At 38.7% G+C, this 21,513-nt stretch carries 14 protein-coding genes and 2 pseudogenes; 7 read left to right on the forward strand and 9 right to left on the reverse strand.

All coding sequences use genetic code 11. The features are described from left to right. Positions 1–302: 302 nt before the first annotated feature. Positions 303–2,807 carry an NEW3 domain-containing protein gene (locus tag L634_RS0104655; RefSeq protein WP_026581438.1) on the forward strand — a complete coding sequence of 835 codons (2,505 nt, stop codon included), beginning with the start codon at positions 303–305 and terminating at the stop codon, positions 2,805–2,807. Positions 2,808–2,874: 67 nt separating this feature from the next. Here L634_RS0104655 and L634_RS0104660 read toward each other — a convergent pair whose 3' ends face one another. Continuing rightward, positions 2,875–4,620: a CocE/NonD family hydrolase gene (locus L634_RS0104660; protein WP_026581439.1), complete on the reverse strand. Its 1,746-nt coding sequence runs from the start codon at positions 4,618–4,620 to the stop codon at positions 2,875–2,877. Between the two features lie 76 nt (positions 4,621–4,696). After that, positions 4,697–6,169 (reverse strand): BCCT family transporter, encoded by a 1,473-nt coding sequence (locus L634_RS30615; RefSeq protein WP_051428234.1) that lies wholly within the window; start codon positions 6,167–6,169, stop codon positions 4,697–4,699. Between the two features lie 968 nt (positions 6,170–7,137). Between L634_RS30615 and L634_RS32490 the strand changes: the two are divergent. The 3 genes and pseudogenes from L634_RS32490 to sda all read left to right on the forward strand — a co-directional run. Beyond that, a pseudogene (locus tag L634_RS32490) lies at positions 7,138–7,734 on the forward strand (IS110 family transposase); the annotation flags it as partial. 580 nt (positions 7,735–8,314) lie between these two features. Beyond that, positions 8,315–9,328, forward strand: a complete 1,014-nt coding sequence (adhP, locus tag L634_RS0104680) for an alcohol dehydrogenase AdhP (RefSeq protein ID WP_026581440.1) — start codon at positions 8,315–8,317, stop codon at positions 9,326–9,328. A 379-nt stretch (positions 9,329–9,707) separates the two neighbouring features. Further along, positions 9,708–9,830 (forward strand): sporulation histidine kinase inhibitor Sda, encoded by a 123-nt coding sequence (gene sda, locus L634_RS32495; RefSeq protein WP_157452358.1) that lies wholly within the window; start codon positions 9,708–9,710, stop codon positions 9,828–9,830. 274 nt (positions 9,831–10,104) lie between these two features. Here sda and L634_RS0104690 read toward each other — a convergent pair whose 3' ends face one another. From L634_RS0104690 to L634_RS34865, 4 genes and pseudogenes are all read right to left on the reverse strand, one after another. Beyond that, positions 10,105–11,580, reverse strand: a complete 1,476-nt coding sequence (locus L634_RS0104690) for a sigma-54-dependent transcriptional regulator (protein ID WP_026581441.1) — start codon at positions 11,578–11,580, stop codon at positions 10,105–10,107. Continuing rightward, a pseudogene (locus L634_RS30625) lies at positions 11,577–13,204 on the reverse strand (ATP-binding protein). Before L634_RS30625 ends, L634_RS0104690 begins: the two are co-directional and overlap by 4 nt. 35 nt (positions 13,205–13,239) lie before the next feature. Beyond that, positions 13,240–14,388, reverse strand: a complete 1,149-nt coding sequence (locus L634_RS0104700; protein ID WP_026581442.1) for an iron-containing alcohol dehydrogenase — start codon at positions 14,386–14,388, stop codon at positions 13,240–13,242. A 31-nt stretch (positions 14,389–14,419) separates the two neighbouring features. Then, positions 14,420–14,599 carry a transporter substrate-binding protein gene (locus L634_RS34865; protein WP_442852686.1) on the reverse strand — a complete coding sequence of 60 codons (180 nt, stop codon included), beginning with the start codon at positions 14,597–14,599 and terminating at the stop codon, positions 14,420–14,422. Positions 14,600–15,067: 468 nt separating this feature from the next. Here L634_RS34865 and L634_RS0104720 point away from each other — a divergent pair, with 468 nt between their 5' ends. Further along, on the forward strand, positions 15,068–15,250 hold the full coding sequence (locus L634_RS0104720; RefSeq protein WP_026581443.1) for a hypothetical protein: 183 nt from the start codon (positions 15,068–15,070) through the stop codon (positions 15,248–15,250). Beyond that, positions 15,243–16,658, forward strand: a complete 1,416-nt coding sequence (locus L634_RS0104725) for an amidase (RefSeq protein ID WP_026581444.1) — start codon at positions 15,243–15,245, stop codon at positions 16,656–16,658. Before L634_RS0104720 ends, L634_RS0104725 begins: the two co-directional genes overlap by 8 nt. 256 nt (positions 16,659–16,914) lie before the next feature. Here L634_RS0104725 and L634_RS0104730 read toward each other — a convergent pair whose 3' ends face one another. Beyond that, positions 16,915–17,565, reverse strand: a complete 651-nt coding sequence (locus L634_RS0104730; protein WP_026581445.1) for a YdeI/OmpD-associated family protein — start codon at positions 17,563–17,565, stop codon at positions 16,915–16,917. Between the two features lie 193 nt (positions 17,566–17,758). Here L634_RS0104730 and L634_RS0104735 point away from each other — a divergent pair, with 193 nt between their 5' ends. After that, positions 17,759–18,166, forward strand: a complete 408-nt coding sequence (locus tag L634_RS0104735; RefSeq protein ID WP_051428237.1) for a nuclear transport factor 2 family protein — start codon at positions 17,759–17,761, stop codon at positions 18,164–18,166. 431 nt (positions 18,167–18,597) lie between these two features. Here the strand turns inward: L634_RS0104735 and L634_RS0104740 are convergent, their stop codons facing one another. Both L634_RS0104740 and L634_RS0104745 read right to left on the reverse strand, forming a co-directional pair. Continuing rightward, the gene (locus L634_RS0104740; RefSeq protein WP_026581447.1) at positions 18,598–20,055 is read right to left on the reverse strand and encodes an SLC13 family permease; all 1,458 of its coding nucleotides are present in this window, start codon (positions 20,053–20,055) and stop codon (positions 18,598–18,600) included. A 1-nt stretch (position 20,056) separates the two neighbouring features. Further along, a complete protein-coding gene (locus L634_RS0104745) occupies positions 20,057–21,238 on the reverse strand; it encodes a glycerate kinase family protein (protein ID WP_026581448.1) in 1,182 nt (393 codons plus the stop codon). Positions 21,239–21,513: the final 275 nt, after the last annotated feature.

Genomic DNA, 21,513 nt, shown 5'->3' on the forward strand with positions numbered 1-21,513 from the left:
ACGGCCTTAATTGATTTGGTTAGTAAACATTACTAATTAACTTCAATATAACTTACCTGGTAATCGTATACAACCACATTTTTTAAATTTTATGATAATTCACACCGTAAGTATGCCTAAAGGATTATTTTAATTAATTAATTTTTCTGAATGTTGAAATTTTTATAACTTTACCATATTATGATATTTATTAGGTGGGAGTTTATCTTCAGTTAGTTAGGCAGTTTAACTAACCCACTTTATACCCAGGAGGAAAGGAGGGTAAAATCGTTATATAAAAAATTTGAAAGGGGTTACACATTTTGAAAAGAATATTTATTTATTTTTTATCACTATCATTAATCTTTTCATTACTGCCTCTGAGCGGAAGCGCCCAGTCAAATGAGCATGATGCAGATCTTTGGAGTGCAGTGAAGCCGCTTGACACAACTGTCAGCTTTTTGAACACCGGTGCACACCCTGATGACGAACGCAGCGACTTTCTTGCCTACCTATCTAGAGGCCTCGGTGTAAAAACGTCAAGCCTCATTGCCAACCGCGGTGAAGGCGGGCAAAATGAGATTGGGCAGGAACTTGGCGATGCCCTTGGAATTATCCGCTCCCGAGAGATGATTGAAGCCGCAAAAATCACAGGTGTAAAAGCCTACCATTTAAGTGAAACCACCTCAGATTCTATTTATGATTTCGGCTTTTCCAAGACGAAAGATGAAACTCTCAGCCACTGGGGAAAGGACCTTACTTATGAAAGATTAATCCGTTTTATTCGTACTTACCAGCCAGATATTGTAATGCCTTCCTTCCGAGACTCAGATACACAGCACGGACACCACCGCACAATGACCATCCTAAGTGAAGAAGCCTTCAAGGACGCAGCAGACCCTAACGTTTACCCTGAACAATTAAAAGAAGGATTATCCGTATGGCAGATTAAAAAGCTATATTTGCCGGCAGAATCAAAAGACACAGCTGATACATCGATCGAAATAGGAATGTACGACCCAATCTATGGTTTGTCCTATCCGCAAATTGGGGAGCAATCACGCTATATGCACAAAAGCCAGGGAATGGGAAATGACATTCCTGTCGCCCCAAGACAGACTCATCTGGAATTAGTGGATAGTGCTGTAGAGACAAACGGAAGCAATGAGCTTTTTGCAGGGATCCCTTATGATTTTAAAGAATGGGCTCAAGCTCTTCCGAAGAAAGAAAAAGATTTGCAAGTACACTTTACTAAATTCCAAAAAAGCCTGGATAAGGTCATCTCAAGCTATCCTAGCCATAGCCAGGTATTTAGTGAAACTCAAAAAGCATTAAAAGAAGTGGAAAGTTTATTGAAGAAAACGGAGAATGCTAAACTTGATTCCCGGCTGCAATCTGATTTGCTTCATAAGCTCGAAGTTAAAAAAGAACAGCTGTTAGAAGTGAGCTTTGTTTCTTCTGAACTTGAAATCAAAGCAGCTGCTGAATCCAACACCCTAACAAAGGGCCAGGAAACAACCGTTACCGTCACGTTAAAGAATAATGGAGGACAGAAGCTGAAGAAAGCTGATGTTGAATTAGTCACTCCAGAAGGATGGGAAGTTTCTGACAAAATGAAGGCTGCCGACCTGGCACCTGGTAAAACCATTGAAATCTCCTATGCTGTTCAAGTGCCAGATGATGCAGAATATTACCATGCATATGCAGACCCTGCTATTCAGGCAAAAGTCAGCTATGAATCTGCCGGTGCAAAGACAGTCACCATTGCTGAGCTGGAAGGCACGATCGCAGTTCTGCCGGACGTCGGCCTCACTCTTTCACCTGAGGATTTAGTTATTAATACAGCCAAGGTACAGGAAGAAGTGCCTGTGAATGTGAAAGTGAAAAATTACCGTGAAGGAGCGGCCCAAGCTTCAGTATCCTTGAATGTTCCGGAAGGATGGTCAGTAAAACCGGGAACAGCTTCCGTAAACTTTGAATCCTCATTGGAGGAAAAAGAGGTTGCCTTTACGCTTAACCCGCCTGCTGATATTAACGAAGGTGACTTTAAATTAACCGCTCAGGCGGTTGTAAACGGAGAAACCTTTGACTCAACCATTCAGGAAATTCAGTATGATCATATCGGCAAATTCTATTATCTGTACCCTGCCCAAGTAAATGGAGTTGCCTTTGAGCTGCTTGCACCAGAAGGCTTAAAGGTTGGCTATATTGAAAGCGGCTTTGACAAAGTGGCAGACTATTTGTCAAATGCAGGACTTGATGTTACTAAGCTTACCGAAGCAGACTTAGCTTCAGGGGACTTAAGCCAATACGATACGATTGTTGTCGGCATCCGTGCCTACTTATCACGGGAAGACCTTGCTGCCAATAATGACCGCCTGAAGCAATATGTTGAAAATGGCGGACATATGGTGGTTCAATATCATAAACCGAACGATGGCTGGATTACGAATGACACTGCACCATACCCGCTGACTATTGGAAACCCATCCATACGCTGGAGGGTAACCGATGAAAATGCACCCGTAACCGTTCTGCAGCCTGAATCCCCGCTGTTCAACCATCCGAATAAAATTACGGATAACGATTGGGCTAACTGGGTTCAGGAAAGAGGATTATACTATCCAATGCAGTGGGATGACCGTTTTGAAACCTTCGTTCGCATGGGAGATCCAAACGAAGAACCTTTCGACGGCGGCATTCTCATGGCCAACTACGGCGAAGGCACCTACCTCTACACCAACCTGGTATTCTACCGCCAAATTCAAGGCCAAGTCCCAGGCGGCTACCGGCTATTTACGAATTTGATCAGCTACGGTAAAAACTAATTTGCACGGAAAAGAGCTATCGCACTGTTTTTAGCGGTAGCTCTTTTTTGGAAAGTTAATGTAAACTTTACGAATAGATTTTTTCAGATATTATCGGCAATAAAATATGTGATGGATGCAGTTCGTCATGATAAATGGTTTGATTTGCTTGTTTGTATTCTTTGCTTGTTAACACTGTTTCCCCATTATTTAAATTGACGGCAAAGCGAGGGAAATTACTTGAAGAAATCTCCACTCTGATTTGATGATTTGGTAAAAAGACATTGCTTGTTGCACATAAGTCAATCTCATATTTAACAATCTTATTCCTAATATCTTTTTTATTTTCATTGTAATAGCTGGCCCGAACTATTCCATCAGTTAAGTTATAAGGAGTTCCATCTGGGAACACATCAATTAACTTTGCTGTAAAGTCCGTATCAACTGCATCTGATTTTGCATACAGAACAACTTTTACTGGTCCTGCTATTTCAAGTGCATCTTCTAATACAGCGGTTGAATAAACAAGAACATCCTTTCTTTCTTCCACTTTGCTTTGGTCCACAGGTCCAGCTTCGAAACCAGTATGGAGTAAGGTTCCCCCTCCTGCAGTTGGAATAGGGTTGGATGGATCAAAAACAAATTGATCGGCTGGTTCCCCTTTAGGGATAACTGTAGAAAGCTGTCCGTTTCCGGATCTTGTGTTTGCATTGCCGTCACTGTGAAAATAGTAAGGAATGTATGTTGTTTGAGGCAACGGCCAAGATTCTTCATTTCGCCACTTATTTTCTCCCATGACAAATACTTTAACTGGCTTTTCGGAAAGTATTCCAGTGTCTTTCCCTTTTAACCATTGATCAAACCAGCGAATATGCAGCTCGGTTAAATCTTCTCTATAGTTCAGCCAATCTTCCGAGGCATGCAGACCAAACCTTAATTGACCAATGGAATAACCAAATTGACCGTGTGCCCACGGTCCAACCATTAGCATTTGCGGTTGAGCTGAATACTCTTTTAACTTTAAAAAGTTGGCAAGCGCAGAGCCTAAAAAGCAGTCAAACCAGCCTGCTAAATGGTAAGCGGGCACTTTGATTTTCTTTAATTTATCTTCTAATAATGATATTTCTGCCCATTTGTCATCTTCTAGTTCCCAATTGGCCATTTCATAAAAATACTCAGAAATTTCCAACTCTTTTAAAGGCGGCCATTCCTTTAAAGGATAATACTTATACCAGTCCTCTATGTTATTTATATAATCGGATAGCTCCCGCATTTTTTGACCATATAATTCAGGATCGGTAAATTTACGTCTTAAAAGATCCGGCGCAATCGATTCGAGTGCCCATGTGATATTTAAACCTAATTCATACACCCCATTTCGAAACAATCCTCCATCCCTTAAATCACTCAGTGCCTGGGCTGGAAAAATTGCTTTTAAGTGCGGTGGGTTTTCTGCAGCTGCAAGCAATTGCGTAAAGCCATAGTACGATAGGCCAAACATACCGACGTTTCCATCTGAGCAAGGCAATTGAGCAGCCCACTCAACTGAATCATATCCATCTTTTCCTTCGTTTTTAAAAGGGTAAAAGTCTCCTTCAGAAGAAAACCTGCCCCTGACATCTTGAATAACCACAATGTATCCATTCTCCACCAGACGATTGGTATCAAGGTAGCGATGAGAATAAAACGGATTATTTTTATTATATGGCAGGCGTGTGAGTAAAACTGGATACTTTTTATCGTCATTTGGCCGGTATATGTCAGCAAATAAGATCGTTCCATCACGCAATTTGCACGCAACGTTTTTATCCAATAAAATTTGGTTGATTGCCATTCTTCTCTTCTCCTTTATTTACCCATTTATCGAATGATTATTAGGCTTGACCGCTGAATCAGAGTTATTAATAGGTTCACATTTCGGCACCACTATAATTTCCTTTTTCAGATGGGAACCTAGATCTTCGCCGATGTCCTTTATAAAGCAAATCACGCAGGCTATTAAAACAAATAACAATGGAAATGCCCCCAGCGTAGATGAAGCAAAATAGTCTGTTCCATAACTTTGGTTCTTCTCCGGTTTTCAAATTTTTCGTTGTAATAGAGGCAAGAATATATGCTCCTGAATCAGCAGTTGTTGCCAGGAAAATAAACATTAAAATAATAAACAATGGAATGAGTATAGCAGATAACGGTAATGACTCTAAAATGGCAAAAATTGTTTGTTCTGGCCCCTTATCCTGGATCATCTGTGTCATCGATGTTTCACCATACAACTCAACATAAATGGAGTTTGAGCCGAAAATGGCAAAATAAACCCAGCAGCCTAATGTTCCCCATACGATGTTATTCATAATTACTTCACGAATCGTTCTTCCTTTAGAAATTCTCGCAATAAACAACCCAAAAAACGGAGTACTTGCAATCCACCATGCCCAGAAGAATATCGTCCACGATTGAGGCCATCCGCTTTGTTTAATAGGATCCGTCCACAAACTCATATGCACAAAGTTTTGAAAAATCAGCCCTGCACTATTAGTAAAAGTATTCAAAATAAAAGCAGTCGGTCCAACAGCTAAAACGAACAAAGCGAGGAACAACGCAATATAAATATTAATGTTGCTCAATATACGAATTCCCTTGTTCAATCCCTTATAGACACTTGCACCGATAATAACCGTCCAAATTAAAATTACCGTGAAATTTAATAAAAACGAAGGTTTAATGTTAATATAACCGGCGATTGCAGCAGTGACCATCGGCGTTCCCAATCCAAGCATGGTCCCGCTTGCCCCTAATAAACCCAGCATAACAAATAGGTCAACCAGCTTCCCAAACCAGTTGTTCGCATACTTGCCTGTCTTTCCATAAAAGACGGAACTTAATCGCAAATTGGGACGTTTACGAACATGGTATGCATACGCAAGCGGAACAGCGGGCAAACAGTAAATAGACCAAGCAATAAAGCCCCAGTGGTATGCTCCGTAAGCAGCTCCCCATTCTGCAGCCTCTGCTGTTCCTGGTTTAATCCCGTACGGCGGCTGTTGCATATAGTAGATCGGTTCAATAATTGACCAATAGATCAAACCCGTCCCAACACCTGCTGTAAACAGCATCGCAATATAGCTTAACTTTGAAAACTCAGGCACATCCTCTGCAGTTCCCAGCTTGACATTTCCATATCTGCCAAACGCCAGCCACATTAAAAATACGAAAGCCATAAGTCCGAAAGCCATAAATAACCATCCGAATTTCTGTGTAAACAATCCAATTATTCCGTTAATCACATCAATTCCTGCTTCTGGATTTAAAACAAGCGGTATGACAAGAACAGTCATAATGATAATCGGCGGCCAAAAGGTAAAATGATCGATTCTATTATTCAAAAAAACTCCCCCTTTAAAAAATGAATGGTTTCTTATTACTTTTTGTAAAGGTCCTCCTTTAAAATAAGTATCCCTTGAAAAATAGCACCTCCTTGAAAGTCGAATTAAATAATTGTAAGCGGTTTCAAACATTAACAATAGAGATATATTATTAACCTTGCAAGATTCATACCAACTCAGATAACACTTACTATTGTACTATTTATAATATTTTTAATTATTAAATTACAAGATATCGAGTTAAAATTAACTCAATGTGTTGTTTTGAACTCAAAAAAACTTTGTTTTAAATACACTCTCTGCTGGTTGTTGTAAAACGGAGATAGATTAGGAAATAATAATTTTTATAAGTGACTATCGATAGCACTGAAATATTTTTTCAACTTGTAGTGAATAATACAATAGTTGTGCTTATTTAAGAAAACTGCGCTTTTCTGGAGTAACTAAAAAGCCTAATTTCTCAATTTAATTAATGAGAAATTAGACTTTTGATATTTTAATTTCCTCAAGGTTGTTAATCCACATTTTCATGACGCTGCCCATAATGAGAAGAATACAAAATATCGAGTTAAAATAAACTCAATGAGTTATTTTGAACTCAATAAAAAAACTTTCAATAAATCCCCTGCTGGTTGTATTTAAACGAAAATAGATTAGGAGATGATAATTTTTATAAGCGTCTTAGTACTTACTCTGATTGGACTTTAACTCACTAGCAATTAACGGCTTTTTTACTACTTTAGTAATTTTTCAGACAGCCCCTTTTGATCAAGCTTTTGCAAATGATCAAACTTTATTCTAAACGGTCCTTCTTTTTTAAAAGTTGCTTCATTAAACCGTTCACCCCTACTGGTAGAAACATGTTTAAGGCTGGTTGGGACTTAGATCTCGTATAACAAGCAAAGCTATGTTGCTACTAGGAGGAGTTAGGGGTTACTGGCCATTTCAAATTTGAGGCGGAGATTAGAATGAATCCAGTCGTTGGTCTGGATGTTTCAAAAAGGGAAAGTGACGTTCAGGCATTTTTAGATAAAGGAAAACCTTACCGTAAAAGCTTTAGTATACGACATGACCTTGTGGGCTAGGATCATTACTTGAATTTCTAAAAGGGATTAAAGATATAACAGGGCTACAACCTTCAGTGGTATTAGAAGCTAGTGGACATTACCAAGCCCCAGTTGTTCAGTTTCTAGAGGAACATCAATATTTATTAATCATCGTTAATCCAGTGATTTCTCATAGAGCCGAAAGTTATAGTTTACAAAAAGTTAAAACCGATGCCATAGATGCCTATCGTCTTTGTGAGCTTTACTACAAAGAGGATTTAGAGCCATATAAGAAGCGTGGAATTCAACTCTTGAACCTTCGTAATCTCATAAGGCAACATGGAGAATATAACGGGAATGTATGTTCAAACCAAGCTGCAATTTCAAGCAGTATTAGATCAAATATTTCCTGAATACAGAGGGGTTTTTGGTGACATATATTCTTTTGTTTCTTTGCTTACACTAAAAGAATTTCCAGCATCAGAAGATATTTTAGCTGTTAGTGAAGATACGTTGGCAAAAAATGACCGATAAAGCCCATTTCTATCTTTAACCCGCTGGTTGGCATCCTCTGATAATACAAGAGGTGTAAAATTGAGATCAGGTGAAACCCTATTTTACCGGCTTCTTTCCCAAGATTCAATTATCGATGTCAGCACTTCTTTATTCACAAAACGAAATTGACTTTTCTTCAATAAGATCATCCCCCTCATATAACTTTATATGAATTTCCACTGAATCTATTAGACTAAAGATTATATTATTCTGTCAATTATATAGAAAGTACACTACTTTGTATGATCCTTAAGGCGAAAGCATTACCCCGCATTAACATAAATGCACTTTTCCCTTTTCTCGATAGCCTTGAATAAGCGCTAGTATTTAATCTTTTGTTTAAACATAACAATAAATTGTCCCATTTTGACCGAATTTACGGCTAAATGGGCCGATTTTTCGGCAGCAATAAATATTCTAGAAGCAGAGAGCTAGAATTGAAAGCACTTTTATAATTGGCATGATTTTTGCAAGTAAATAGAGTGAATCCAAAAATTGAGGGGAGAAATGTTACATGTGTACAAAAAATAATGAAAACAGAACGATGAAAGCAGCAGTGGTGAATGAGTTTAAACAACAATTAGAAATTAAGGAAGTGCTAGTGCCTGAATTAGAATATGGAGAAATTCTTGTCAAAATAAAAGCTTGCGGTGTTTGCCATACAGACCTACATGCTGCTCATGGAGACTGGCCAGTAAAACCTAAACTTCCACTTATTCCAGGTCATGAAGGCGTTGGAATCGTGGAAGAGATAGGAGAAGGTGTTACGTCCATAAAAGTAGGAGATCGAGTTGGTATTCCGTGGCTTTATTCGGCTTGTGGCGAATGTGAGTATTGCTTAACAGGTCGCGAAACGTTATGCCCAGATCAATTAAATGCTGGCTATTCGGTAGATGGAGGATATGCAGAATATTGTAAAGCTCCTGCCAACTATGTTGTTAAAATTCCGGAAAACCTTGATTTTGCTGAAGTATCTCCCATTTTCTGTGCAGGGGTTACGACTTATAAAGCATTAAAAGTGTCAGAAGCAAAGCCAGGAGATTGGGTAGCGATTTATGGAATTGGCGGTCTGGGACATGTTGCACTTCAATATGCCAAAGCAATGGGATTCAATGTCATTGCGGTTGATATTCAGGATGACAAACTTGAATTAGCAAAAGAATTAGGAGCTGACCTTACTGTTAATGGACTAAAAGTAGACCCTGTTCAGGAAATTAAAGAGAAAGTAGGCGGTGTCCAATCGGCTATAAGCGTTGCCGTAACGAAAAAAGCGTTTGAACAAGCTTACAGTTCGGTAAAAAGAGGTGGTACACTAGTGGTTGTTGGTCTTCCAAATGATGAACTGCCTATTCCTATTTTTGACACTGTGTTAAATGGAGTAACGGTAAAAGGTTCTATTGTCGGGACAAGAAAAGATTTACAGGAATCCATAGAATTTGCAGCCCAAGGAAAGGTACGTACAAACATAGAAATTCAACCGCTTGATCGTATTAACGATGTATTTGATCGAATGGAAAGTGGAAAAATTAATGGGCGTGTTGTTCTAACAATGTCATAAAAGTATCGATGTAAACATTCATTGGTCTTTTATTTCAAGACATAGGGGGAATTTTGAGTCTTAGATAACCCCCTATGGTTTTATTAAATACTTAAGGAAAATTTCTTCAAGATATCTTAACTAAAGAAAAAGACATTAGTATAAAAATTTGCAGAATGGCTTTTGTAAATGATTTCTTATAATAGGATAGGATATGTAAAATGTGAGTACAAAAGGAATGGAATTAAGTCCTAGATTAGTAAATTTTTTAAACTTGACAAAGAAACTATCCATTTATGGTGCAAAATAAATAACTGATAAAAGAGAAGTTATATAATCCTTCTTTTAAATATCCATGTATCCTGAAAAATGTATTTATAAAGAAAGAGGTGGATTAATCATGCTTCAAAGGATAAGCGATAAACTTTTAATTGATGCGTATGTTAAAGCAGTAACATTGGAGATTGATTCAGACTTTATTGATTTGCTAAAAAATGAGATATCCAGAAGGTTTCCAACATAGTTCTTAAAAAGGAACCCTTTAAATAAAAGTGCTTTTACCCTTTGATAGTAAGTTTTTTTAGCCTCTGGTACATGAAAGCCTATTAAACTTGGTCATACTGATAAAAATGTGTGATCAGTATGAAAAAAAAACAAACCCATTCATAATGAGTTATCTGAGAGTGGATCTACGATTTTTTCTAATTGTTATTTATTGACCTCAAAACCAATAAGGCTAGACTCCAAAACGTGTTCTTTATGTTTTGGAGTCTAGCCTTATTACAGATAAATACAATTCAGTCAAAACCTTGGCTTTCGGGGCAGCTACTTTTTTCGTTTAAGAGGTAACGAAGTTTTCTCATCGTAATTTGTAATCTTTTTGCAGCCTCTTTTCGGTTTCCGTGTGTATCTTTTAATGCTCGTAAAATAAATGCTTTCCCCACTTGTGACTCCAGCTGTTTAACCTGTGCAAGGATCTCTTCTAAACTGATTCCTTCTTTTTGTTCAAAGACTGTAAGAGTTTCATTTATCCATTTTTGCAAGTAACTTTCGAGGTGGCTTTTCTGCTTTTCTGTATTTATTTGTTTCGTTGTTTTTACGGGAATAGACGATCCTGCAGCATTATTGGATAACGGTAAATCGTTAGCAGTAATGATGGCATGGTTTGTATCCGTTAAAGTAACGATTCTTGTAATAAAGTTGGATAATTCGCGCACATTACCTGCCCAGTCATAGTTTTGTAATACTTCAATTGCGTTCTCAGAAAAGGTAATATCTATGTTTGAATACCGTTGTAGGCAGTGATCAATCAATAAAGGAATATCTTCTTTTCGCTCACGAAGGGGAGGAATCTTTAATTGAACAACATTTAAGCGATAAAATAAATCTTCCCTAAATTTCTTTTGTTGAACAGCTTCTTGAAGGTTTTCGTTTGTTGCAGCAACTAAACGAGTATTTGTACGTAAGATGCTTTCACTCCCGACACGCATGAATTCACGTGTTTCCAGCACGCGAAGCAACTTCACTTGTATGGAAGGTGAAGCTTCAGCAATTTCATCAAGGAACAGAGTCCCTCTGCTGGCAATTTCAAATAGACCTTTTCGTTGCTGTGTTGCGCCTGTAAATGCCCCTTTTTCGTGGCCGAACAGTTCACTTTCTAAAAGAGATTCAGAAATTGCTCCGCAATTTACCCCGATAAAAGATTCATGACTGCGTTGACTTGCTTGATGAATAAAGCGTGATAGCACTTCTTTTCCCGTTCCGGTTTCACCCTCAATTAAGATATTTACATTCTTCCCGGCTACCTTATAAGCAGTCTGGATTAACTGATTCATGGTTTCGTTTTGTCCCACGATAAGCCCCACTTCACTGGCTAAGCCTTTAATGTGTTCATCTGTGGAGGTAACATTTGAAACTAACAGATTATCCACTTGTTTTTCTAGTAAATCAATATTATCAAACGGTTTTTCGATATAATCACTCGCTCCGAGTTTGATGGCATCAACGGCTGTTTTAATAGTACTGTACCCTGTCATGATGATCGCCTTGCATTTTGGCTGTACTTTCTTTAAATGTTGCAATAAGGATAGACCATTCGCATCAGGTAGCTTTAAATCAATCATCGCAGCATGAAAATTTTGCAGAGTAAAGTCTATGGCGGAAAAATCCTTGCCACTGTTGACCACCTTGACATGGTATCCTTTTGATGTAAAAAGGTGGGATAGAAAATTGCCAACTTCTTTTTCGTCATCTACAATTAATAAGTTTATCATGATGTCACCTCAACATTTTTTGATTGTTGAAGAGGCAATTTTAATGTGAACGTGCTGCCCTTATTGAGTTTACTGCTGACTTCGATTGTTCCCGCGTGCGCTTTCGCGATACCAATACTCACAGATAAGCCCAATCCGGTCCCTTTTTCTGTTTCTTTTGTCGTTTGAAAAGGGTGAAAGATTTCAGATAATCTGTTTTCTTCGATTCCAATTCCGTTATCCATAACGGATAAGTGAACTTCATTTGACTGAAGAGATGTTTTAATGATGATTTCCTTATTTTTTCTAGATGAAAGCTCAAGGGCATCCTTTGCATTTAAGAGTAAGTTAATAATGATTTGCTCTATCTGTGGCTGGCTTCCTTCAATCAAAGGCAAATTCTCTTGAAGAAAGGGCTTTATCATGATCTGTTTTTTTCTAATTGATACTTTAGAAGATTAAGCACTTGTGCTACTGCTTCGTTTAAAGAACAAGAATCAAACACATACTCATCCTGACGGGAAAAGGTGAGTAGGCTTTTAATAATTCGTTTACAGCGATCGCCACAATTCTTTATGTCATTTAGAAGTGGAAACGATGGATCATCCCTTGTTGTGTTCCTTAATAACAGTTGAGAATTTCCTAAAATAGCGGTTAAAGGACTATTTAATTCATGGGCTACACCGGCAGCCATTTCTCCTATAGCCGCCAGTTTTCCTGAGTGGAGCAATTGCACTTCCATTTTTCGTTTTTCTGTTACATCCTTAATATAGGCAATCACCCCATACACCTGGTGTTCATTGTTGTGTACCGGATATGTATATAGTTCACAAGTCGAGTGATTTTGTAGATGAATTTCTTTATAGCCTGTTTTTTGGGATTGAAATGTTTCTCTAACAAGTGTTTTACAGGGCTTCTCTAACATGAAAAAGTCGTCTTTTTCGCTGATGTCAAAAAAGGTTTTAACGGAATCGTTAAACTGAAGCACATTTAAATCTTTATCAAAAACCATAATCATATCATCAACAGCTTTAAATGTATCCTCCCATTCCTGTTTTCCACGTAATACTTCGCTATATAATTGGGCATTTTCAATACTAACGGCTAGATGATCAGTAAGTTGTTCCAGAAAAGCAAGATCATCTATACTCCAGTCAGATTCGGCATGGCGGCCAATACTTAAAACCCCAATCCCTTTGTTTTTACTATAAATGGGCAATACCAAAATGGTTCTTAGGTGAAGAGCATTTAGGCATTCTTTTTCATAAAAGCTGGCATAAGAATCATTTAATCGTTGGAAAATGATTTGTCTATTTTTTAATGCTGACCAATAGAGAGAGTGTTCATTTGGTATAGCAGATCCTATTTCCATACAGTGACTGTCTTCTGGATAAACATTTGTTAACGTAAGGTTATCATTACGTAACAATAAAAGACTCAAACGATCAAATTGAACGAGTACTCTTAATTTATCTATCATATTTTTTAAAATATCTTCCAACGACATATCAATCTTAATACTTTTCATCACTTCATTTATGATTTCTAACTGCATATTTTTCTTTTTCAATTGTTCAACTGTTTTCTTTAATTCTGTGTAATAACTTTTTTTGGAAGATTCCACGCCGGTTAACAGGGCAATCATTTCATGTTTGTCTTCGAGCACGATTATTCACCGCCTTATAATACGTTTTTTAGTAAGCTTTTAACCTGTTCAAGATCCATATCACGGGGGTTGGTAATCATACACGCATCTTCAAGCGCTTCTTGACTTATGAAATCGATCATTTCTTCTGTAATGCCTACCTCTCTTAACCGTTTAGGTATTCCAATATCAATGGATAACTCTTTAACGAATTGAATAGCTGCATTTCCGGCTTCCCGTTGTGTCAATCCTCTTGTATCAATTCCCATAAATTCAGCCATTTCCGTAAATCGTCTAGGAGCAGCAATAAAGTTAAAGTCCATTACATAAGGCAGTAGAATGGCATTGATTTCTCCATGGGGCAAGGGGAACTTTCCTCCAATTGCATGAGAAATCGCATGGGCAGCACCTAAGATGGCATTTGAAAAGGCAAGTCCAGCCTGCAAACTGGCCATTGCCATTGCTTCTTTCGCTTCTTCGTTTGTTTTAGAAGCTGCTGACGGACGCAAATAGGTGGAGACAAGGGAAAGCGCATTTTTAGCCTGAACATCTGTGAGTGGTGTTGCGGCTATGCTGACATAAGCTTCAATTGCATGTGTAAGAACATCCATACCAGTTGCTGCAGTTAAACTACTGTCTTTTGTAACGAGTGTGTAAGGATCAATAATAGCAATATCAGGCACTAATGTCTTAGATATAATCGTCATTTTCTTTTTTTGATTAGAGTCAACTATAATGGAAAATTGAGATACTTCAGAGCCTGAACCAGCAGTGGTCATAATCATAATCATTGGGGGAAGAGGGTTTTCAATTTTATCTATGCCCTCATAATCACTGATTTTTCCTCCGTTAGTAGCAAGTATGGCAATGGCTTTAGCCGCGTCTAATGCGCTGCCGCCTCCAACTCCTATAATGGCATCACACTCATGCTCGATAAAAGCACGACAGCCATCAACAACTTCTGTATCCTTTGGGTCCGTTGTTATATCGATGAATGTTGCAAAGGGCAATTGGGATTCTTTACAGATATCCATAACTTTTTCCAGCCATCCAGCTTTCGCAACGCCATCATCACTTACAATCAATACTTTCTTCGCTCCAAGCCGCAGGCAAGCATCACCCGCCTGTCTTATCGCGTTTTTACCAAAAATAATTTCAGGTGTTACAAATTTATTAATGTGCATGATTATCACCTATTGAAAGTTTATTATTATATTACTTTTCTACATTACGGATGAAATGGCTTGTTTTGCATTTGTTGATTCGGAACCTCGCCGGTATAAAAACATTTGGGTGACATTCCCGGTCTTCGTATAAAGTATGATATACCAAAAGACAATCATACTCTTCCAGTACAGGAAAAACTGCTTTCCTGCAAGAAAGATCCTGCCCCATTCCTTTGCGAGCTCTTCCGCTTGTTCTCTACTTTTTGCAGGGTCCGAGCAAATATCACGGATGATCGTTTTGAATTTTATTTGCTTTTGGCTGCTGAATGTACTTATAGCAAATTTGGCTGCCTCATATTGCCCTCGTTCAGTTCGTGCAGTTGTTCCAGTTAATGAAAATAATAATTTTTATAAGCATGAAAAAAACCTCGCCCTTTTTGTTCTATATTCGGACAGAGTCTAAAAATCGGACATGCTCCTATAATCCATTCTACCATAACAAAATCTGACTTTTTTGAAAATAACGTCTCTTTTTGCTACAGACATATCCTCTCTCTCCTTAATATAAATAGGGTTTTCTTTTGGCATGGTTTTTGCAATAAAAGTGATGCAGGAAGGAGGGATTCATGCAGTTATGGATGGGTTTAATAAGAAGTATTTTGCCTAATAAACACATTAAATAAGGAGAGGATTTTAATTGGATTTGTCAATTCGCAATTTACTGGTAAGTAAAGGCATACAAACACCGGAAAATCATCTTGAAATGTTGGAAATTCGCTGGGAACGCCTTGAAACGTTCAAAAAGGATCTGAATCACGTCAAATTAGACGACCAAGATATTGCACTTCGCCATATTCCAGGAGGGGATCATGTTGAGTAAAGAAATTGTTTCAATGTCAGTAGAAGAATTAGCTCCTTTAATCCAAAAAAGAGTCATTTCTCCTGTAGAATTAACACAAACCGTTTTGGATCATGCCGAATCACAAAATGACCGAATTAATGCTTTTATTAAAATCGATCGTAAACAAGCTGAAGAAACGGCCCTAAAGGCTGAAAAGGATATTGCAAATGGCGATTACCGTGGAATGTACCATGGCATTCCGATGGGGATTAAAGATAATTTATATTTTAAAAATGAAGTGACAACAATGGCATCGAAAATCCATAATGAATTTGTCTCCGACTTTGATGCTACTGTAATCAGCAAATTAAGGGAAGCAGGCGTAGTCTTTATTGGCAAATTGAACATGCACGAATATGCTTGGGGTATTACAAATAACAATCCTCACTTTGGCGCTTGTCGGAATCCTTGGGATACTGAAAAAATCCCCGGTGGTTCGAGCGGAGGTTCCGGCGCTGCTGTTGCCGCAGATATGAGTGTTGCTTCGCTAGGTACGGATACAGCCGGATCAGTCAGAATTCCTTCTTCCGCATGTGGAATTGTCGGGTTAAAACCAACGCATGGCAGAGTAAGTAAATTTGGATGTTTCCCGCTTTCATGGTCACTTGATCACATTGGTCCGATGACGAAAACAGTGAAAGATGCTGCAGGGCTGTTGGAAATTATTGCAGGTTATGATAAAAACGACCCAACCTCTTTAAATGTTCCGGTAGGAAATTATTCAAATCAATTAACACCTGATGTTAAAAATTTAGTGATCGGGATTAATGAGGAATATTTCTTCAAACATGTTGATTCGGAAATTGAACAACTGGTTCGAAAAGGAATTCAAATGCTGGTTGATGAAGGCGCTAAAGTGGAAGAAGTTGCTATTCCGTCGTTGAAATATGCTGAGTATGCCGAAATGATCACCATTTTGACGGAAGCCGCAGCGATTCATCATCGCAACCTTTTAAAAAGACCCGAACAATTTGGCGACGATATTCGGCTTCTCTTAGAATTGGGGGAAATTCCTTCAGCCGTAGACTATCTGCAGGCGCAACAGCTAAGAAGACAAATCAAACAAGAGTTTCAACATGCTCTCAATCGAGCAGACGTGTTAATTACACCAACCTTGCCGATCATTCCGCCAAAAATAGGAGAAGATTATGCTGATTTAAATGGAGAAAAAGTGGATCTTGTTGACCATATCATCCGTTTTACTGGACCAAGCAATCTAACCGGACTCCCTGCTTTAACGGTGCCGTGTGGGCTTAAAAATGGAATGCCTGTCGGATTGCAAATCATTGGATCAGCATTCAAAGAAGAAACAGTATTAAATGTTGGCTTTGCATTAGAAAAAATGAACCTGATGAAAGGCAAAAAACCTAATCTAGTTATCTTTTAACTCTACGGGGTGGTGTCAGCGACGCTGGTACTACCCCATACCCATCAAGCAAACGCTGAAGAATGCTTAGAGTAGAGACGTTTCTGTAAGACACCCTCTAAGTCAATATTTACGGTTTTGCACCTTTCTCAATACACAAAGTCATGCGGGTTGTATTGAAGGCTGAATAAAAGCAGGTGAATACCTTTAATAATAAGTTAAGAGACAATTTAATATAGAATTGCCTCTTTCCTTTTAATCATTTTTTCAAATTTTGCTATTTCTTCTTTTGTCTAAATAAATCAACCGATTTATACCCTTGTGATAAGATATCGACCATTTGCGCTTCACGTTTTTCACGTGTTTTCTCCTGCTTAACAGAAAAGATATAGCGAGCCCAATCCCTTTGATATCCTGGTGAAAGTTCCTGATAAAATTTCAATTCATTAGGATAACCTTCCAACAGCTTTTCAATATCCTTAACATGATCCTCGTAATCCGCTACACACTGACTTGGAGCGGATGATTTTTTACCTTTCTTCTTTTCACGTTTTAATCCAACGACAGTAAATACATCATCCATACTCACCATCCGCGAGAATTTCACATCGCTATTTTCCACATATCCATCCTCGCCTACTTTCATTGCCGGAAAAATTTCATCTCTGTGAACAAACGTGTCATACCGCTTGTTTCCTTTTTTCGGATAGGCGAAGAATAAATACCCTTTTTCAAGCAATTGTTCCTCATCGATTACCCTTCGTGTATGTTCCACCATTTCATCAATCGTTTCAACAAAGATGAAAATAGCATCGTGCCCTCCTGATAATTCCGTCTTATACCCATTAAATACATCATAATCACTTGGCTGATGAAGCACAGCCATATTGTTATATTTACTCAGCTTTAATTTATCAATAATTGTCAAAACATACTCCTTTATTTTTCCATCTATTTTCTAAAAATATAGCATAAAACAATGATTGGTTCACTATTAGATTCAGACATTCTTCCATGCACTCTTAAAATGATCTTTTTAGACCTTATAATATAATTGTCATTGATTTTTATTTATCTTATACTTCAATTAATTCAAACATAATAATTCCAGATATGAAAGGATGATTAAACTGGGTACGGAACAACAGGTTACCTCCAATCTCACACTTAAAGAGAAAGCAGTTTCTTTTTTGCAGCTCGCAGCATCAGGGAAAGTTCGTGAAGCATACCGGCGATATATTGGTCCTGATTTTATTCACCATAATCCCTTTTTCCATGGCGATGCCGATTCACTTATGGTTGCGATGGAAGAGAATGCAGCCCAAAACCCTAACAAATTGCTTGAGATCAAACTCGCTATCCAAGAGAATGAAACCGTTGCCGTTCACTCCCATGTTAAGCAGAATCCCGGGGATCTTGGAGGAGCAGTCGTACATATCTTTCGGTTTCAAGATGGCCAAATCGTTGAACTGTGGGATATAGGGCAGCCTATACCAGAGGATTCTTCTAATGAGAATGGGATGTTTTAAAGTTCTTAAATAAGCCTGCTGGTGCAAGATTAATGAGAACCCAAATGTAAAAGAGGTGCCTGTTCCTCAGTGTCAGGCATCATACTCTATTTGTATTGCGAAAGAAAAGCACAAGATCGTTTTGTATAACAACATGGCCGTTTACAATTACAGTATCAAAGCCGATGTTAATTGCCGCGGCTGTTCAAATGTTGCCTGGTCGATAATAAAGAAATTTTTATTACATTTTTGAAGATTTCCTTTGTAAAAAAATTATCTATAACCGCCTATCATTTTTATAATAATGTTCATTAGTAGCTTTACTTTAAAAGCCAGATTCTTATTATAAAATAATGTTAACAGTCTTCAAATTCCTTCTCTCAATAAAAGGTGCCTTTCCGTATTATCACTAACACTATAATGCAGCCGGAGTCAGGCACCTAATTCCTGTCCTACTGGTATAAACTCATTCCTGTCCACTGCCAATAAGTACAATAGAAAACAACAGCAATCGCAATGTAAACCGGCATAAGAATGGCACTTAACTTAGCCAAAACGGCTGCATCATAACTTAAATCCCCATCCTCATAAAAGAGAAGCAGTGCTTTAGAACTGACAGGAAAAGTAATGCAATAATTCATCCCGATCAAACTTAAAAAGACTGCTGCAGAAGGACTCATCCCAGCTGACTGGCTAAAAAGAATGATCCCTGGAATCAGAACAATTGCCCTTGTTGTATGGGAAGTAATGTATAAATGGCTCGTTCCAGTGATCAGCAAAATTCCCAGTGCCATAATCCAGCCCGGAGCCTCGCTGAACAAAAAGAGAAAACCCGTTAATTTTCCTTCCAGCCATTGAACAATACCATTTTCAACCATGATTTTCCCAAGTGCCGTTGCTGCTGCAACGAACAGAATAAGATTCCACGATACTGATTTAATCCCCTGCTTCCAGCTGATGACACCGATGTTGGGAAGCGTTATAATGATTGCTCCAAGGATTGCTATAAAAGCAAGATCATAGCCATGGATGCTTTCAGTCATCCATCCTGCGATAAGGAAGGCAACCATTAATAAAGTTTTTATCTCCACCCTGGTTAACGGTTTTTTTTCCTGGATGTTTGGTTCAGCATGCCCGTTGGCTGATTCTTTTGATTCCACTTCTCGTCCCATCATCCAGTTTATAACCAAAACAGATAGTATTGTAACCGCTAGAGCAAACGGCATGCCCCACACAAGCCATTTTAAATAGGAGATGGATTGGCCTGCAGCAGTCTCTAAAAGGCCAATTCCAATGATATGAGATCCGGCTCCAATCAAAGCCGCAGATGTACTCATTAATATGACGATTGGCACAGTGATTGCAAGAACCCTTTTCTCTCGTGCAGATAGCCTGCTCCCAACATGCAGGATGAGGGGTCGTGCCATTGCGGCACGGCCGGAAGTGGAAGGGATAAAAAAAGCTGTAGCGAAAATAAATGACATAATCCCTAAGTTCATTCTTCCCGCAGTCCGGCTTTTTCTTAATATAAATTCAATGAATCGAGCAGCTAAACCTGATTGTGTAACAGCCTCTCCGATTATAAATGCCCCTACCATCAGCCATACGACTTCTTCCGAGAGAGAATTGTATAAAAACTCCTGGCTTCCGCCCTTCATTAAAACGATGAAGACAACCAGGGCCACTGCCACATATCCAGCTGGAAATTTCGTTGTGACCCAAAGTGTCATTGCGGAGAGAAAAGCAAATACCGATAACTTTGCCTTGTAGTCCAGCCCATTCAAGAACAAAATCACTAGTAAAAAGAATACATGTACCAGGATAATGGCAAACGTCCGCGTTGAAATCAGATCAATTAGTTTCAAAAAGTGATGTTCGCTATGCTTATGTTTTTCTATTCTTGTCTGCATATCAGACTACCCTTTCATTGACCCGGTCTCTTCTGGCAATTTTCAGCCCAATGGCTATTTGTCTCATGACAGATTCTGTGCTGTCTTCAATCCACTCAGGAGCATAGAGAATGGCTTTCTCAAGTGAAGTCGGCTTTTGAATGATACTTAAGAAAGCATCAATGCCGGCTTCATAATTTAATGCAGCTCCTTTACCAATCGTTCCGGTAATGGCTATAACGGGAATCCCATATTTTTTTGCAATCCTGGCCACTTCTGTCGGTATTTTTCCATGGGGAGTCTGGAAATCGATACTTCCTTCTGCCGTCAGCACAATGTCAGCGGCTGCAATTTTTTCTTCTATGTTAATATATTGCCTAATAAGACTGAAGCGCGGATGAAGAGATGCACCTGCAAAAGCAATCAAACCTGCTCCGAGCCCACCTGAAGCCCCGCTCCCCGGCAATAGCCTTACATCCATCGCGAAGGTATTCTCTATTAAGCTAGCATAATGTTCAATTGCATCAGATAATATGCCCACCTGTTCCCAGGTGGCACCCTTTTGTGGTCCAAATACTTTGGCCACGCCCCTTTCACCGCATAAAACATTCTCCCAGTTGCAGGCTACATCAATTGCGACATTTCTAATACGCCTGTCGATACCAGAAGCATCAATTTGCTTAACCTTCAGCAAATCAGCTCCGCCATTTATATCAAGAATTTCCCCATTGATATTCAAAAACTTAACTCCAAGTGCCTGTCCCATTCCAGCTCCTCCATCTGAAGTTCCAGAGTCGCCGCATCCGATTAAAATCCGATCTGCTCGATGGTCCAGTGCAGCAAGAATCAACTCGCCCACTCCGTAAGTAGTTGTTAATAAAGGGTTGCGTTCCTGAAATGGAACATGCTTCAGCCCTGCCACAGCTGCCATCTCAATAACAGCAGTCCGGTCCCCATTTTCTTCAAATAGGCCAAAATGGGTATGTATTATTTTGCCAACAGGCCCGGTAGCTTCCCTGTAAATTAATTCCCCGCCTTTTAATCGAGTAATGGTTTTGGCAAACCCTTCACCCCCATCAATCATAGGTAACACTTCAATTTCTGCTGACTCATTATATCGCATCGCTCCCCTTGCCATCGCCAAAGCAACATCCTCCGCATCCATGCATTCTTTAAACCCCGATGGTACAATTACAATCTTCATTTTGTTTTCCCCCTAACATATATGTACTTGTAATGTACCTCCCAAAAACTAGAATTCTCTGAAAAATAGATTAGAAATTGATTAGAAAGGAGGAAAAAGCTTCATGGCTGCAATTCCCCTCTGTCTTTCTTACTTTCACCTATTTTCCGGGTGCTTTCACTTTTTACAAATCCCGGCTAATCTAAAATAACCAAAAAAGGCGATAGCTAATTCGCTAACGCCTTTACTATTATATTCTTATCTCGCCCCGCAATGGAGTATCCCAATATAGAAAG

This window comes from Bacillus sp. J33, assembly GCF_000518885.1.
Taxonomy (GTDB): Bacteria; Bacillota; Bacilli; order Bacillales; family Cytobacillaceae; genus Cytobacillus.

Coding starts and splice junctions, on each gene's coding strand:
- L634_RS0104660 (WP_026581439.1), bottom strand. CDS start 4,620: ATGGCAATCAACCAAATTTTATTGGATAAAAACGTTGCGTGCAAATTG.
- adhP (WP_026581440.1), top strand. CDS start 8,315: ATGAAAGCAGCAGTGGTGAATGAGTTTAAACAACAATTAGAAATTAAG.
- sda (WP_157452358.1), top strand. CDS start 9,708: ATGCTTCAAAGGATAAGCGATAAACTTTTAATTGATGCGTATGTTAAA.
- L634_RS0104690 (WP_026581441.1), bottom strand. CDS start 11,580: ATGATAAACTTATTAATTGTAGATGACGAAAAAGAAGTTGGCAATTTT.
- L634_RS0104700 (WP_026581442.1), bottom strand. CDS start 14,388: ATGCACATTAATAAATTTGTAACACCTGAAATTATTTTTGGTAAAAAC.
- L634_RS34865 (WP_442852686.1), bottom strand. CDS start 14,599: ATGGGGCAGGATCTTTCTTGCAGGAAAGCAGTTTTTCCTGTACTGGAA.
- L634_RS0104735 (WP_051428237.1), top strand. CDS start 17,759: ATGATTAAACTGGGTACGGAACAACAGGTTACCTCCAATCTCACACTT.
- L634_RS0104740 (WP_026581447.1), bottom strand. CDS start 20,055: ATGCAGACAAGAATAGAAAAACATAAGCATAGCGAACATCACTTTTTG.
- L634_RS0104745 (WP_026581448.1), bottom strand. CDS start 21,238: ATGAAGATTGTAATTGTACCATCGGGGTTTAAAGAATGCATGGATGCG.